The sequence below is a fragment of the Curtobacterium pusillum genome (assembly GCF_007680845.1).
Lineage (GTDB): Bacteria > Actinomycetota > Actinomycetes > Actinomycetales > Microbacteriaceae > Curtobacterium > Curtobacterium pusillum_B.
The window spans coordinates 453,454-468,328 of sequence record NZ_VEIY01000002.1; the positions used below are offsets into that span (position 1 = coordinate 453,454).

Annotated in this window: 11 protein-coding genes; 5 read left to right on the plus strand and 6 right to left on the minus strand. The window is 71.8% G+C overall.

The window, feature by feature from the left end; translation table 11 throughout:
• Positions 1 to 2 precede the first annotated feature (2 nt).
• Positions 3 to 1,400 (minus strand): histidinol dehydrogenase, encoded by a 1,398-nt coding sequence (hisD, locus tag FS825_RS06600; protein ID WP_222126897.1) that lies wholly within the window; start codon positions 1,398 to 1,400, stop codon positions 3 to 5.
• 36 nt (positions 1,401 to 1,436) lie between these two features.
• Between hisD and FS825_RS06605 the strand changes: the two genes are divergently transcribed.
• Positions 1,437 to 2,330 (plus strand): LysR substrate-binding domain-containing protein, encoded by an 894-nt coding sequence (locus tag FS825_RS06605; RefSeq protein ID WP_144711665.1) that lies wholly within the window; start codon positions 1,437 to 1,439, stop codon positions 2,328 to 2,330.
• A gap of 91 nt (positions 2,331 to 2,421) precedes the next feature.
• Here the strand turns inward: FS825_RS06605 and FS825_RS06610 are convergent, their stop codons facing one another.
• Positions 2,422 to 8,340 carry a GH92 family glycosyl hydrolase gene (locus FS825_RS06610; protein WP_260981082.1) on the minus strand — a complete coding sequence of 1,973 codons (5,919 nt, stop codon included), beginning with the start codon at positions 8,338 to 8,340 and terminating at the stop codon, positions 2,422 to 2,424.
• A 135-nt stretch (positions 8,341 to 8,475) separates the two neighbouring features.
• On the opposite strand from FS825_RS06610, the gene FS825_RS06615 reads away from it, so the two are divergent.
• Entirely contained in the window at positions 8,476 to 9,480 is a 1,005-nt protein-coding gene (locus FS825_RS06615) for a LacI family DNA-binding transcriptional regulator (RefSeq protein ID WP_222126899.1), read from the plus strand.
• A gap of 36 nt (positions 9,481 to 9,516) precedes the next feature.
• On the opposite strand, the gene FS825_RS06620 is transcribed toward FS825_RS06615, so the two are convergent.
• Positions 9,517 to 9,708 carry a hypothetical protein gene (locus FS825_RS06620; RefSeq protein ID WP_144711667.1) on the minus strand — a complete coding sequence of 64 codons (192 nt, stop codon included), beginning with the start codon at positions 9,706 to 9,708 and terminating at the stop codon, positions 9,517 to 9,519.
• 199 nt (positions 9,709 to 9,907) lie between these two features.
• Between FS825_RS06620 and FS825_RS06625 the strand changes: the two genes are divergently transcribed.
• Together FS825_RS06625 and FS825_RS06630 are read left to right on the plus strand one after the other, a co-directional pair.
• Positions 9,908 to 10,687: a hypothetical protein gene (locus tag FS825_RS06625; RefSeq protein ID WP_144711668.1), complete on the plus strand. Its 780-nt coding sequence runs from the start codon at positions 9,908 to 9,910 to the stop codon at positions 10,685 to 10,687.
• Between the two features lie 122 nt (positions 10,688 to 10,809).
• On the plus strand, positions 10,810 to 11,406 hold the full coding sequence (locus FS825_RS06630) for a dihydrofolate reductase family protein (RefSeq protein ID WP_144711669.1): 597 nt from the start codon (positions 10,810 to 10,812) through the stop codon (positions 11,404 to 11,406).
• Positions 11,407 to 11,436: 30 nt separating this feature from the next.
• Here FS825_RS06630 and FS825_RS06635 read toward each other — a convergent pair whose 3' ends face one another.
• Positions 11,437 to 12,177: a sulfite exporter TauE/SafE family protein gene (locus tag FS825_RS06635; RefSeq protein ID WP_144711670.1), complete on the minus strand. Its 741-nt coding sequence runs from the start codon at positions 12,175 to 12,177 to the stop codon at positions 11,437 to 11,439.
• Positions 12,178 to 12,211: 34 nt separating this feature from the next.
• Entirely contained in the window at positions 12,212 to 12,835 is a 624-nt protein-coding gene (locus FS825_RS06640) for a TetR/AcrR family transcriptional regulator (RefSeq protein ID WP_144711671.1), read from the minus strand.
• 74 nt (positions 12,836 to 12,909) lie between these two features.
• Between FS825_RS06640 and FS825_RS06645 the strand changes: the two genes are divergently transcribed.
• On the plus strand, positions 12,910 to 14,088 hold the full coding sequence (locus FS825_RS06645) for an MFS transporter (RefSeq protein ID WP_144711672.1): 1,179 nt from the start codon (positions 12,910 to 12,912) through the stop codon (positions 14,086 to 14,088).
• Positions 14,089 to 14,114: 26 nt separating this feature from the next.
• Here the strand turns inward: FS825_RS06645 and FS825_RS06650 are convergent, their stop codons facing one another.
• Positions 14,115 to 14,810 (minus strand): SRPBCC family protein, encoded by a 696-nt coding sequence (locus FS825_RS06650; RefSeq protein WP_222126900.1) that lies wholly within the window; start codon positions 14,808 to 14,810, stop codon positions 14,115 to 14,117.
• Positions 14,811 to 14,875: the final 65 nt, after the last annotated feature.

Genomic DNA, 14,875 nt, shown 5'->3' on the forward strand with positions numbered 1-14,875 from the left:
GGTCACTTCCGGGTCGTGAGGTCGAGGGAGGGTTCGGTGGTGGTCGTGCTGTCGCGGTGGAGCCGTTCGGTGCGGAGCGTGGCGGTCGCGCGGTGGGCGGACATGCCCTCGCTCGTGGAGATGACGTCGACGGCGTCCGCGAGTGCCGGGGTGGCCTCGCGGGCGACGTGCTGGAACGTCAGGGGCTTGAGGAAGCGGGAGACGGACAGGCCGGCGCTGTGCTTCGCGCCGCCGGCGGTCGGCAGGGTGTGGTTCGTGCCCGCCATCCCCTTGTCGGAGTACGCGACGGTGCTCCAGGGGCCGATGAAGAGCGATCCGTAGTTGGTGAGGTGGTCGTGGTACCAGTCGTCCTCCGCGGTCTGGACCTCGAGGTGCTCCGGAGCCAGTTCGTCCATCACGGCCACTGCGGACTCCCGGTCGTCGACCAGGACCACCGAGCCGAAGTCGCGCCAGGCCGGCCCGCAGATCGCGTTCGTGGACAGGGTCGGGAGCTGCCGTTCGACCTCGGCCACGACGGCTTCGCCGAGGGCGCGGGAGGTCGTGACGAGGGCCGCGGGGGAGTTCGGCCCGTGCTCGGCCTGTCCGAGCAGGTCCGCGGCGACGAGTTCCGGGTCGGCGGTCTCGTCGGCGATGACCGCGACCTCGGACGGGCCCGCGAGCAGGTCGATCGCGACGGTGCCGAACAGCTGGCGCTTCGCCTCGGCGACGAACGCGTTGCCCGCGCCGACGATCATGTCGACCGGCGCTTCACCGAGCAGCCCGTAGGCCATGGCCGCGAGTGCCTGGACCCCGCCGACCACGAACAGCCGGTCGACGCCGGACACGAACGCGGCGTAGGCGACGGCGGCGTTCACCCCACCGTCGGGCTGGGGCGGCGTGCAGGCGACGACCGTCGGCACCCCAGCGGCCTTCGCGACGCCGACGCTCATGAACGCGCTCGCGGTGAGGGGGAACCGGCCCGCGGGCAGGTACGCGCCGACGCTGCCGACGGGGACGTAGCGCTGGCCGACGGTCAGGCCGGGGAGGAGCTCGGCGGAGAAGTCGGTGAGGTGCTCGCGCTGGAGCCGGGCGAACTGCTGCGTGCGCTCGGCACCGAGCTCGATGGCACGGCGGAGCTCCGGGTCGAGCCGGTCACCGGTGGCGGCGAGCTCCTCCGCGGAGAGCTCGACGACGTCCGCGCCGTCGAGCTCGCGCGCGTACCGCCGGACGGCGTCGAGGCCGTCCCGAGCGATCTCCGCGAGCATCGCGGCGACGCGCTCCGCCACCGCGGGGTCCCGCTGCGCCTCGGGAGCGTCGACCTCCGGGGTCTTGATGAACGAGAACCGGTCGGCGTTCTCCGTGCTGAACCGCGGGCTGAGCTTCATGGAGACGACGATGCCGGTGACGGAGAGCAAGGACAAGGGCGAATGTTCCACGACGACCCATAGGGTTGCCCTATGACGCTGACACAGCTCCGCGCATTGCTCGTCATCGCCGCCGCCGGGTCCTTCTCCGCTGCGGCGGTCCAGCTCGGCATGGCCCAGCCGTCGGTCTCCGAGCTGGTGAAGCGGATGGAGGAGACGTACGGCCTGCGGCTGTTCAACCGCGGGAGCCGGGGACTGGTGCTCACGCCGGCGGGCGAGGCCCTCGTGCCCCACGCACGGCGGGCCGTCGAGGCGGCGGACGCTGCCGATCGAGCGCTCCGCGACCTCACCAGCCTGCAGGGCGGGGTCGCCACGTTCGGCCTCCTCCGGAACGCGAACTACTACTTCCTCTCCCGGCTGCTCGAGCGCTTCCACTCGCGCTACCCGGACGTCCGACTGCGCGTGATCGGGCTCAACTCCGTCGAGGTCGCCGAGGCCGTCGCCGCGGGCGAGCTCGAAGCGGGGCTCGTCGTCCTGCCGATCGACGCGGAGGGCCTCGAGGTCACACCGCTCCGACGCGACGACGTGCTGTTCGCTTCGGCCGACCCCACCCGTACCGAGCACCCGGTCACGATCCAGGACCTCGCGGCCACGGACCTCGTGCTGTACGACGCCCACTACGGGTGGCGGGACCCGACCCGGCGGCAACTGGCCGAGCGGGCACAGTTCGCCGGCGTCTCCCTCGTCCCGCGGATCGAGGTCGAGCACATCGACTCGGCGCTCGACCTCGTGGCCCGTGGTGCCGGTGACACGATCGTCTCGGGGGCGGTGGCCGCCGGACGGAACTTCCCGAGCGGGCTGCACACCGTGGCGTTCGCCGAGCCGCTGTACGACACGATCGCCCTCGTGCAGCGGACCGGCGTGCCGCTCTCCCCGGCCACCCGGGAGCTCGCGCGGCTGGCGCGCCGGATGCTCCTCGAGGGGTGACGAGCGGCGCCGCGCCTGCCGCTGGACGCACGAACGGGGGCACGGGACCCGATTCCCGTACCCCCGTCCGCTCCCTGCGGCCCCGTCCGGACTACCCGATCCGGACCCGTCGACGCCGCACGATCGCCACCGCACCCGCGATCGCCGCACCGAGCGCGACCAGCACGCCCGCCACGACGCCCCAGCGCACGGGGTCGACGTCGGTACCGGTGTAGGCGAGGCCGTGCCAGTTCCCGGGGTCGGCAGGCGCTGCGCCGGCGTCCGCCGCGGGCCTGGCGAGGACCCGGAACGCGGCCGTCACGGCGACGTCGGACTCCGCGCCGAGGGCGACGACCTGGTGCGTCCCCGCGGTCGCCGCGGTCGGGACGGTGAACGTCCCGGTCACGACGCCGTCGGCGTTCGCGGTCACGGTACCGAGTGCGATCGGCGTGCTGTGCAGGGTCAGCGCGACCCGCTCACCGGCGGCGAACCCGCTGCCGGTGAAGCCGACCACGGTGCCCTCGGTGCCCGACGACGCCAGGAGGTGGAACTCGGGCGACCAGTGCCCGTGCCCGCCGCCGTCGCCGCCGCCTCCGTTGCCGTTGCCGCCGCCGTTGCCGTTCCCGTTGCCCGGCGTCACGACCTGGAACGTCGCGCTCGCCACGGTCCGCGACGTCGCCCCGAGGGCGGACACCGCGTGGTTGCCCGGCTTCCCCGGCGCCTGCAGGTCGAACGACAGCGCGCCCGCGCGGTCCGCCGTCACCGCGACCCGGACGGCCGAGCCGTCCAGACGCACCGCGACCGACTCACCGGGCGCGAACCCGGTCCCGGTGACGTGCACCGCGCCTCCAGGCCGGACACCCGACCCCGCGGAGGTGGTGAGGGTCGTGTGCCAGACCGGCGCTGCCGCGATCTCGACCCGGGTGCGCACGCTGGCGCTCCCGGTCCCGTCGTCCACCGTCACCGTCGCCGTGCCCGACACCGCAGCGGTGTACGTGTGCTTCCCGGTGACGGTCGCCGTGCCGTCCGCGACCGTGACGGTCGCGGCCTCGAGCGGCGTGCCGTCGCCCCAGTTGACGGTGGCGGTCGTCGTCCCGGAGGCGATCGCACCACCGATGGCGGTGGCGAGCGTGCCGGTGACCGGCGTCCCGGCGGTCCCCGTCAGGGTCGGACCGGCCGTCGCCGCGAGCGGGACCACGGGCACACGGGTGCCGTTCGTCGCGATCGCGAAGACGTGGATGCGTCCCGTCGAGGTCGGTGCGCCGGTCTGCACGGGCAGGGTGATCGAGACGGCCCGCTTGCCGTCCGGCACCGTGAAGACGGGCGTCGCGAAGATGCCGGCCTTGGTGGTGTCGGACCCGTTGACGCCCACGGTCCGGTGGTCGCTCGTCGCGACGAGCGTGTCACCGAACTGCGGTGCGGCGATCGAGGCGGTCCAGTCGCCGAACGCGATCGGGAAGTCGGCGGTCGTGCCGTCCGAGTACGTGATCGTGCCGACGGTCTGCTGACCGCGTTCGTTCGCCGTGCCGATGATGGACAGCTCCGTGACGCCGGTGCCGCTCGGGACCGGGATGGTCTGACCGTTGCCGGTCGCGTTGTCCGGGTCCCCGGGTGCGACGGCCGGCAGGTCGAAGGTCAGGTCGGTACCGGCCACCGCGTTCGTCGCGCCCTGCACGAACCCGTCGGCGGCGAGTGCGGACCGCGAGAAGCCGCGGCCCTCGAAGTCGCAGTTCCCCGCCTGGCCCGGGTCACCCAGGCAGACGTTGTCGTAGGCACCCTGGAGGCTCGGTGCGGTCCGCGAGACCGCCACCGGGACGTCCGTGCTCGCCATCTGCGTGCCCGACCGGACGACGACGTGCACCGTGTGCGCACCGGCGGTGTCGAACACGTGCTCGCCGGGGACCTCCCACGCGCCGAGCGCCGACTTCGTCGGCGTCACCGCCTGGGGACCCTTGCCGTCCTGCCAGTCGACCGTGACCGTGTAGTCGGACGCACGCGTCCCGGGGCCGGTGATCGCGGCGACGTTCCCCGTGAAGGGCTCGTCCACCTGGGCGGTGAGCCCCGGCGTCGGGGTGACCGAGAACGCGCCGGTCGACGCCGTGCTGTCCGCGAGCAGTTCGAACTCGCCGAGGCTCGGGGCCTTCCCGGTGTCCGTCCCGGTCACCGACAGGCGGTACCAGGACAGCGCCGCCGGGTGCGCGACCGTGAACGGACGGGTCTGCAGGGCGGCGGTGAAGCCGGCCTTCGCGACCGTCGACAGCGGCACCCACGTGGTGCCGTCGCTCGAGCCCTCGAGCTTCCACGACGTCGGCCGGGTCCCGCTCGCCGCCGTGGTGAGCGTGTACTGGTCGACCGTGACCGGGCCCTGCGCCGACTTCCAGGTGATCGCCGGGGTGGCGGACCCGAAGGTCGTCGCGGTGAGGGACTCGTCGTCGGTCAGGGCGCCGAGCGCGGTGTCGTCGTCGCTCGTCGTCGCGCCGTACCCGGAGGTGGTGGCGTCGACGAGCGGCTTCGGTGCCACGGCCGGGGTGTCCAGACCCTCGGCACCCTGCGTCTTGCCGTTGCCCCACGTGGACGCCTTCGCACCCATGGTGAAGTCGAGCGCCCCACCCTTCGCGATGTCCGCCTGGGACACGACGGCCCGGTCGAGCGGCTTGCCGTTCAGCGACGCGGACTGCACGTACACGTTGCTGGCGCTGTTGCCCGCCGCGTCGACGTGCAGGTCGCCGCCGTCGAGGTGCACCGTCGCGTGGCTGAAGAGCGGCGAACCGATCGTGTACTGACCGGAGCCCTGGGCGAGCGGGTAGAGGCCGAGCGCGGAGAACACGAACCACGACGACATCTCGCCGTTGTCCTCGTCACCGGTGTAGCCCTGCCCGATGTCGCTGCCGACGAACAGGCGACGCATGCTCTCCCGCACGACCTGCTGCGTGAGCGACGGGTCGCCCGCTGCTGCGGCCACGTACGGGATGTGGTGCGAGACCTGGTTGCTCATGCCGAGCTGGCCCATGCGGACCGAGCGCGCCTCGAGCATCTCGTGGATCTGACCGCCGTAGGAGCCGACGTTCTCGGCCGTCTCCGGGGTCGCGTAGAACTCCTTGAGCTTCGCGATGAGCTGGTCGTCGCCGCCGTAGAGACCCGCGAGCCCCTGGACGTCGAACGGTGCGTGGAAGGCGAAGTTCCAGCCGTCGGTCTCGGTGAACGCCCCACCCCACTCGGCGGGGTCGAAGTCCTCCGCCGCGACTTGGAAGTCGCCGTCGGCGTCGCGCCCCTGGAAGAACCCGGCGTCCTGGTCGAACAGGTTGACGTAGTCCTTGGACCGGTCGGCCAGGTACGCGGCGTCCGTCTGCAGCTCGGCGACGCGGTCGGCCGGGGTGGCCGGGTCGGTCGCGAGCTTCGCGGCCATCGCCGCGAGGCCGGCGTCGTTGATCGTGCCCTCGAGTCCCCACGAGACGCTCTCACCGAGGGAGTCGGGGACGTACCCGAGGAACGCGGACTGGTCGAGCGCCTTGCGTCCGGCGCCGGAGACGTCGGTCGACACCGTCGTGGCGTTCTTGAAGCCGGCGTCGAAGGCCTCGAGCGCGGTCGCCGTGTCCACGGCGCCGTCGACGTAGGCGTTCGCGAACGCCACGTCCGAGCTCGTCCCGGTCATCAGGTCGGCGTAGCCCGGCGACGACCAGCGCGGCGTCCACCCGCCGTCGCGGTACTGCTGCACGAACCCGTCGACGAGCTCCTGCGCGACCTTCGGGTAGAGCATCGAGTACAGCGGCCAGACCGTGCGGTACGTGTCCCAGAAGCCGTTGTTCACGAAGACCTTGCCGGACTTCACGACGGCGTTGGTGGTGGTGTCGGTCGCCGTCCCCGTGGGAGCGATGTTCGGGCTCGCGTGCTGGTACACGGGGGAGCTCGCCGACCCGGTGTTCTCGTACTGCGAGTTCGGGTAGAGGTTCATCCGGTAGAGCGAGCCGTACAGCGTCTGGAGCTGGGTGTCGCTCGCGTCCGACTGCGGCACGGTGACGACGCCGAGGCGGTCGTTCCACTGGGAGGCGGCCGCCTGCTGGACCTGTTCGAACGGCTTGCCGGTGAGCTCCAGGTCGGCGTTGTGGCGGGCCTGGGCGAGGGAGATGAACGACGTCGCCAGACGCAGCTCGACGACGTGGTCGCCGGTGAGCCCGTCGAACGAGGCGAAGCGGGCGCTCGACCGGTCGCCGGCGGCGGTGCCGGTGGCCGTCGGCGTGTGGTCGAAGGTGCCGGCGAAGAACATCCGGGTGGCACCGACGGAGAGCCCGGAGCCGCCCTGCGTCCAGCCGGTGACCGTGCCGTCGGCGTTCAGTGTGATGGACGTCTTCTCGTCCGAGCCGACGTTGTCGAGGACGACGCTGCCGCTGTCCTTCGGGAAGGCGAACCGGAGGACCGCGCCGTGGTCGGACGGCGTGACCTCGGCGACGAGCCCGGACTGCGTCTTCACCGAGTACAGGTCCGGCCGGGCGACCTCGTCGTTGTGGTCGAACGCGAGCGACCGGGCGTCGAGCCCGGCGTCCGGAGTCGTGCCGGAGGTCGAGGGCATGACGGCCAGCTGGTTCCGGTCACCCATCCACGGGCTCGGTTCGTGCGAGACCCCGATGCCCTGGAGCTCCGGGAGGTTCGCGCTGTTGTTGTCCGACTGCCAGGAGTACTCCCACGACTCGCTCGACGCGTTCGTCATGGGGGTCCAGAAGTTGAACCCGTTCGGGACGGCCGCCGCGGGGATGTTGTTCCCGCGCGAGAACCCGCCGGAGGAGTTGGTGCCCCGACGGGTGTCGACGTAGTTCGTCAGGCTCGCTCCGTCGATGCGCTCGGCTGCCGGGTCGATGCGGATGTCGTCCACCCAGCCCTGGAACTTGGTCGCGGCGCTCGTGCCCGCGGCGTCGTCGTCGTAGGTGAAGAGCACCTTCGTGACGGTCTTGCCGGCGAGCGCGCCGAGCGGGATCCGGACGGAGTTCCACTGGTCGACGAAGAACGCCTTCGCCGCGCCCAGCGCCTTCGCCGAGACGCGGTTGCCGTTCTCGTCGGTGACCTGCGGGCTCGCGGACACCAGGGAACCGTCGGACAGCTGCAGGTCGACGGCCGCGTAGGTCGACGGGTACTTCGTGTCCCCTCCGAGCTCGGGGAAGATCTTGTAGCTGAGTTCGGTGTCCGCCGTGACGGGCAGCGAGAGGTCGTCGTAGAGGACGTTCGTCGCGCTGGCCTCGCCCGTGCCGGTGTGGGCGCCGGAGTATCGGAGCGCCTTCGTCCCGCTGAAGCCGACCGTCGACCGGATGTTCAGACCGGAGACGGGGCCGTTGCCGACCTGCGTCACCATCGGGCTGGGCGGCGGCGGGGTCGTGGAGCCGTCGGAGATGCTCCAGTCGGCGAGCTGCGTCAGGCCGTCACCGCTGTTCTGCGTGATGCTGAGGCGGTACCGCGAGTACGCACCGGGCGACGCGGCGGTGTAGTCGTTCGTCGTGCCGCGCCCGGTGAAGGACTGCGCCGTCCGCGAGTCGACCGTGGTCCAGGTGCTCCCGTCGTTCGACCCGGCGAGCGTCCACGCCTTCGGGTCGCGGCCGGGGGAGTCGTTGGCGCTCGTCAGCGAGTACTGCGCGAGCGTCTCCGCCTGGTCGAGGCGGTACGTGATGATGCCCGTCGACTGGAACGCGAGCCACTTCGAGCCGGCGTTGGCGTCGGCCAGGTTCGTGGCGACCTCGTTCGGCGGGTTCTCCGCGTCGGCGGTCACGGCGGTGACGTGTCCGAGCAGGCTGCCGGCGGGCAGGGTCGACCCGGTCACCGTCGTCGACGGGGTGAGCGGGGTGTTCGCGAGCGGCTGTGCGTCGGCGCTCTCGAACGAGGTCGTGAAGGGTGCGGCGGCGGCGTGCGCCGGGGCCACCCCGATGAGGGCGCCGGACGAGGCGATCGCCGCTCCGACGACCACGGCCACGATGCGGATCCCGAACCCGCTCGACGTGCCCCTGATCTGCTGCATGGTCCGGCCGCGCCGGGAACCGTATGACGACATCGTCACCTTTCGAGGGTTGTGGAGAGGTGACGCCGCGTCGACCATGACAGCGCTGTCACACCGGAGATTTCTATCGGTTCCGTGTGAACTCTGTCAAGGACTGCTCAGCTGGGCCGACACCGTACGATGACGGGCGTGAGCACCCAGCGTCCGACCCTGCAAGCAGTGGCCGAACGCTCGGGCGTGAGCATGAAGACCGTGTCGCGGGTCGTGAACGGCGAGCGGTACGTCGCGGCGGACACCGCAGCCCGTGTCCTCGCCGCGGCCGCCGAGCTCGGCTTCCGCCCGAACGCCCTCGCCCGCGAGTTCCGTGCCGGCGCCCGCTCGGCCACCATCGGGCTGGTCACCGGCGACGTCGCGAACCCGTTCTACTCACGCATCGCCCGCGGTGCCGAGCACGCGCTGCGCGAGCCCGGCTACAGCCTGCTCTCGGCCTCGAGCGACGAGGACCCGGCCCGCGAACGCACCCTCGTGGCGCAGCTCGTCGAACGGCGGGTCAGCGGCCTGCTCATCGTCTCCGCCGACGACGACCACGGGTTCATCGCCGACGAGCGGCGGCTCGGCACGCCCGTCGTGTTCCTCGACCGCGCGCCCGTGGACGTCGACACCGACACCGTCGTGCTCGACAACGCCGACGGGATGCGCCAGGCGGTCGACCACCTGCTCGGCCGCGGGCACCGACGGATCGGGTTGGTGGGGGACCTCAGTCGCCTGTCGACGCACCACGAACGCGTCGAAGCGTTCGGCGCGGCCATGACGGCGGCGGGCGTGGGCACCTGGCGGGAACTCGTGCGGAGCGAGTCCCACGACCTCGACGAGGCATCGCGCGCTGTACGGGAGCTGCTCGCGACCGAGTCCCCACCGACGGCGATCGTCACGACGAACAACCGCATCACGACGGGTGCGCTCCGGGTGCTCGCCCACCTGGTCGAGCCGCCAGCGCTGGTCGGGTTCGACGACTTCGAGCTCGCCGACGTCCTGGGCGTGACCGTCATCGCGCACGAGCCGGACGCGATGGGTGCGGTCGGAGCCGAGGAACTCCTCGCGCGGATCGGCGGCGACGCCGGGCCGCCGCGGCACCACGTGCTCCCGGTGCGGTTGGTGGCCAGGAGCTCGAGCACGCAGCGCCCCGCACGCTGACCACGGGTCGCACCGACCCCACGCCAGCCGCGGTCGTCAGCTCCGCGGCGTCCGCACCAGGAAGAGCGTGACCGCCGCCGTGGCCACCGCGGCGACGATGAGCACCCACGCGATCGGCACCACCGGTCCGTCCCACGGGCTGATGAGCAGGCCGATCCCGACGAGCACCGCGACAGCGGCGGCGACGAGGGCGATCCGGTGCGGCGTGCCCGTCCAGTTCCGTGCCATGTGTCCACGCTACGCGAGCGCCGCCGTCAGGGACGGTCACCGCCCGCCGATCGGCCTGCTGCCGGACGTGCGCGGGGCGCCGTCCCCCGCTCCGGCTCGTCCGTGACCCGCAGTCTGTACGGCGTCCAGTCGTCGCGGGGGTTGGGTTGCGGTCGTCGGCGCCACTGGGCACCGGCGTGACAGACACAGGGAGCGACCGATGAGCAACACCACCGGCCCAGGAGGGCCGAACCCGAGCGGCGAGGGCGACCGGGTCGACGACACGGTCCCCGCGGAGCACGCCGTCCCCGTCCGGCGTCCCGACGACGCCCGCGACGACCACGACGCGACGACGGACCGCAACACGACCGTGGCCGACCGCGACGACGACGCTGGGGACCACCGCCCCGCCACCGGTCGCTTGAGCGGCGTCGACCGCCAGGCGGTCGTTGACCGCGAGAAGGAGGAGTTCAGCGGCTTCAAGTGGGGCTCGGCCTTCTTCGGCTGGCTCACCGCCACCGGCACCGCCGTGCTCCTCACCGCGATCCTCAGCGCGATCGGCGCGGGCGTCGGACTCGGCACGAACAACGGCGACGTGAACGACGCCGCGGAGAACGTGACGAAGAACGGCGACGTCGTCGGGATCGTCGGCGCGATCGCCCTCGCCGTGATCCTCTTCGTCGCCTACTTCTGCGGCGGCTACGTCGCCGGCCGCATGGCCCGGTTCGCCGGCCTGAAGCAAGGCCTCGCGGTGTGGATCTGGGCGGTCGTCATCGCGATCGTCGTGGCCATCGTCGCCGCGATCGCCGGCTCGCAGTTCAACATCCTCGGCCAGCTCAACAGCTTCCCGCGCATCCCCATCGACGAGGGCACGCTCACCGCGACCGGGATCGTCACCGTCGCGATCGTCGCGGTGATCAGCCTGGTCGGCGCCATCCTCGGCGGCCTCGCCGGGATGCGCTACCACCGGAAGGTCGACCGCGTCGGCCTCGGCCGGTGACCACGGGAGCCGGGCGCACGTCCGGCAGTCGACCCACCCCACGGCGGACGGGAGGCGCGGTGCCAGCTGGCACCGCGCCTCCCGTCCGTCAGTGGCAGGGTGAAGGAGGACGGAGGCGCACCATGAAGCTCACCATCAGCCTGCAGGTCACTCTGGACGGCGTCGCCCAGGCGAACGGCGGCAACAACGAGGACACGGACCCCGGGTTCACCCGCGGCGGCTGGGCACTCCCGCTCGGCGACGCGGAGGGCGTGCAGTACATCCTCGACACCTGGCGGCGGCCCGACGCGTTCCTCCTCGGTCGGAAGACGTACGCGTCGTTCGCGCCGTACTGGGGATCGCGCAGCGACGACGGCGGGTTCGGCGAAGCGATCAGCAGCAAGCCGAAGTACGTCGTCTCGAACACGCTCACCGACCCGGAGTGGGAGCACACCACCGTGCTCTCGGGCGACGTCGCCGCCGGCATCCGAGCACTGAAGGAGCAGCCCGGCGGGGAGCTGCTCCTCGTCGGCAGTGCCCGACTCGCGCGCTGGCTGCTCGAGCACGAGCTCGTCGACGAGATCAACCTCGTGCAGTTCCCGGTGATCGTCGGCGAGGGCGAACGGCTCTTCCCGACCGACGGGCTCGACTTCGGGCTCGAACTGCTCGAGTCGACGGTCTTCGACACCGGTGTGATCGGGCTCACGTACCGGGTGGCGGGGCGTCCGCAGTACGCCTGAGGGACGGGTCGGCGGCGTCGGCGCTCCGTGTCAGTGCTCGGCGATGACCAGGGACGCGGCGAGCGCGAAGCCGCAGGCCGCGCTCGCGATGCGCAGCACCGTGCGGGGGACCCGACGTGCGACCGTCGGGCCGATGAGCCCACCGATGACCGCACCCGCCCCGAGCGGCCACACCGCGGACCACACGACCGTGCCGGAGAGCGCGAACAACACAGCGGGAGCGACGTCCGCCGCCACGAGCAGCACGTTCTTCAGCGCGTTGGCGCGGTGCAGCACGGGTTCACCCGCCAACAGCAGGACCGCGATCATGAGCACCCCGGAACCCGCCCCGAAGTAGCCGTTGTAGAGCGAGACCCCCGAGACGCCGGCGAGTTCGGCGCCCCGACGCATCGGTGCGCCGTTCCTCCGTCGGTCGATCCACGGTTGCGCGAGCAGCAGCACCGAGCCCGCGGCCACGAGGAACGGCACGATCCGGTCGAAGACGTGGTCCGGTGTGACGAGGAGCACCCCGGCGCCGACGGCGGACAGCACGACCGTCGGGAGCACCAGCCGACGGAGCGTCGGACGGTGGCCCACCAGGTCGGTGCGCGCGCGGAGGGCGGAGCTCGCTCCACTGCCGAGCAGTGCGACCGAGTTCGTGACGTTCGCGGCGAGGGGTGGGATGCCGACGGCGAGCAGCGCCGGGTAGGCGATGAGGGAGGTGATGCCGCCCGCGGTCCCGATGACGCCGGCGATCGTGCCGGCGGCGAGGAGGAACAGGACGGTCAGCACGGGTGGTCCGGCACGTCGGTGACGGAACGCTCGTTCACGGTCGGAGCGGGAGGGTCCGCGCCCAGATCGCCCGGACGGTCGCTGCCGCGGTGCCGGTGTCGGTACCGGCCACGGCGGCGTCGTAGAACACCCGCTCGGTCATGCCGACCAGTGCGCGCACGACCGCAGGGGCGTCCTCGGGGCCGTCGCCGTCCGCCACACCCCCGTTGACCGCGATCCGGGTGACGCTGGCGATGGAGTCCTCGCGGGTCGTGTTCCAGAGGTTCGCGATCACGGGCACCGTCGGTGCGAGCTCGACCGCGGCCCGCATCACGGCGCCGTGCCGCGACCACAGGTCCGCCGTCAGGTCGATCGCGCTCTCGAGTGCCGACCGCGGTGCGTCCGGTACCGCTCGTTCCCGGGTGGCGACGGCGCCGGTGAGCTCCACGGTGATCCGTTGCACGAGCGCGGCCAGGACGTCGTTCTTCGATCGGAAGTAGAAGTACAGCGCCCCACGGGTGATGCCCGCTGCGTTCGCGATCGACTCCACCGTCATCGCGTCGGCGCCGACCTCCATCAGCTGCTGCTCCGCCTGGTCGAGGATCGCCTTCTCGCGGAGCTCGCCCTTCGACGGAGCCATCACGCGACGTCCGTTCTCGTCGTACGCGTACGGGGCCATACCGGGACCATACCGTGTCGACAAGATTCAACGCCGCGTTGACTTTGTTTCTACGGCGTGTAGATTACTGCTCCATGACCGCCACCACCGCAACCGCGCCGTCGACCACCCGCCTCCCGATGCTCGCGCTGATCGGACTGTTCGTCTCCGGGTTCATCGGGATCCTCACGGAGGCGCTCCCCGCTGGTCTCCTGCCCCAGATGGCCCGGACGCTGCACGAGACGGTGGCCGTCACGGGGCAGACCGTCACCGTCTACGCCATCGGGACCGCGGTCGCGGTCATCCCGCTCGCGGTCGCGACGACGAGCTGGCGCCGCCGCGACCTCCTCGTCGTCGCCCTGCTCGGGCAGGTCATGACGAACGGCCTGACGGCGCTGTCCACGGACCTGCCGCTGACCCTGGTCGTCCGGTTCGTGGCCGGCCTGTCGTCCGGCGTGATCTGGTCGCTCCTCGGCGCGTACGCCGCGCGACTGGCTCCGGACGGCAAGCAGGGGCGCGCCATCGCCATCGCACTCGGCGGCATCCCGGTCTCGCTCGCACTCGGCATCCCGGCGGGCGTCTTCATCGGCGAGGTCGCGACGTGGCAGACCGCCTTCTGGGCCTCGGTCGGCCTCACCCTCCTCACCATCGTCTGGGCGCTGCTGTTCGTGCCGAACCTCAGCGGCATCCCCCGCGGTGAACGGCACAGCATCCGCCACGTGCTCTCGCTCCCCAGCGTTCCGACGGTCCTCGTCGTGGTCGCGTGCTTCGTCGTCGCGCACAACATCCTCTACACGTACGTCGCGCAGTTCCTGGCCGACGCCGGTCTCGCATCCCAGACCGGGTGGATCCTGTTCGCCTTCGGCGCCCTCGCGGTGATCAGCATCTTCGTCGTCGGCGCCTTCATCGACCGACGGCTCCGGACGCTGATCGTCCTGAGCACCTTCCTGTTCGCCGCCGCGACCCTGATGCTCGCGCTGTTCACCGGGCCGGCGCCCGTCGTGTACCTCGCTGCCGGCGCGTGGGGCCTCGCGTTCGGGAGCTCCGCGACGCTGTTCACCACCGCCGTCGTCAGCATCGCGGGCGAAGCTGGCGACGTGGCCCAGTCGGTGATGATCTCGATCTTCAGCGGGTCGATCGCGGCGGGCGGACTGATCGGCGGTGTGCTGCTCGATGCGTTCGGGTCCCGATCGCTCGTCGACGTCTGCTTCGTCCTCGTGGCGATCGCCGCCGTCGTCGCCACCGCGGCCAAGCGCCACGCGTTCCCGCGCTGACACGATGAGTGCGACTCCGGAGCACGTCATCGTCCCTCGTCGCGATGCAGTCGCTCCGACGCCGCAGCAGCGCCCTCGACGCCGAGCTGCATGGACTGCTTCCAGAGCGGAGCGACCACCCACCGCAGGACGAGCATCCGGCCCCGTCGCGGCATGAACTCGTAGGTCCACCGGATGACCGTTCCGGCAGCGTCGGGGGTGAACGTCCACTCGCCCCGCACGCCGACGACGAGATGCCGCAGCGCGTTGGTGAAGCCGGTGATCTCGTAGGCGAACGAACCCGGAGCCGTGTACTCAGTGAGTCGCTCGACGGCCGTCGACCCGTCGGTCAGGTCCGGGTTGCGTGTCTGCCCGGGGGCGTCCCACGCTCCGGTCTGGTTCGAGGCACCGCGCACGCCGGGGAACGGGCCCCAACCGGTGAAGACGAGGGAGAGGTCGATGGGCACGATGATCCGGAACGCGTCGTCGGGAGGCAGCGCGGTCCGGGTCTGGACGGTGACGGGGAGGGTCTGGTCGGACGCGGAGATCAGGGTTATCCGTCGAGCATGTGGCGGTCGCTCCGCCCGGTCCAGGCACGGATCGTCGGGGGGAACGTCAGTACCAGGCGGGAGGAGTGGGTGTCGTCCAGGGCGGCGCGCGCGTGCCCCGTGCCCAGGACTGCCTGCTACCGGGCGAACGGGCGGCGTCGCTTGACCAGCACCGCCCGGTACACGGTCCGGCACCGTCGGAACGATCGAGGAGCGTCAGCGCACCGGCCTGCCCGGGACGCTGCGATGTCTTGGTCGCG